Origin of the sequence: Pseudoroseomonas cervicalis ATCC 49957 (assembly GCF_000164635.1) — a bacterium.
GTDB classification, from domain to species: domain Bacteria; phylum Pseudomonadota; class Alphaproteobacteria; order Acetobacterales; family Acetobacteraceae; genus Pseudoroseomonas; species Pseudoroseomonas cervicalis.
Genome location: NZ_GG771235.1, coordinates 1 through 573, shown reverse-complemented (window position 1 = coordinate 573; position 573 = coordinate 1). Strand labels below are relative to the sequence as shown.

The 573-nt window shown below is 77.1% G+C and carries 1 protein-coding gene; it reads left to right on the top strand.

The window, feature by feature from the left end:
- On the top strand, positions 1-573 hold a 573-nt coding region (locus HMPREF0731_RS22750), incomplete at both ends, for a nitrate- and nitrite sensing domain-containing protein (protein WP_007006635.1).

Below are 573 nucleotides of genomic sequence, written 5' to 3'. Positions count from 1 at the left end.
CGCCGCCGCGCCGATGCCGCCCTGGCGCAGCCCCGCCCGGCGCGCGAGGCCGGGCTGCCGGAGCAGTGGTGGACCGGCATGAGCGGGATGATCGAGGCCTCGCAGGCGCTGCGCCTGGCGCAGCAGGTGGAGGATGAAGGGGCCGAGGCCCGGCTGGCCGCGCTGCAGGAGCTGAAGCATTTCGCCTGGGTGGCCAGCGAGTATCTGGGGCGGGAGCGCGGCACCATGGCCGGGCTGCTGGCGCGCGCCGCGCCGCTCACGCCCCTCCAACTGGAGCAGCTGGCGATGCATCGCGGCCGGGTGGAGACCGCCTGGGGCATGATCGAGGCGATGCTGGAGCACGGCGCCGGCGCGCCGCTGGCCGGCGCGGCGGAGGCGGCGCGGCAGCGCCTGTTCGGCCCGTTCCAGCAGACCCGCCGCGCGGTCTATGCCGCCGGCGTCGCCGGCCAGCCCTATCCCGTCTCCGGCGAGCAATGGTGGCAGGACTCCACCGCGGTGATCGACCAGCTGCGCGGGCTGAGCAACGCGGCGGGGGCGGAGGCGGCGCGGTTGGCCGCCACGCTCGCCGCCGAG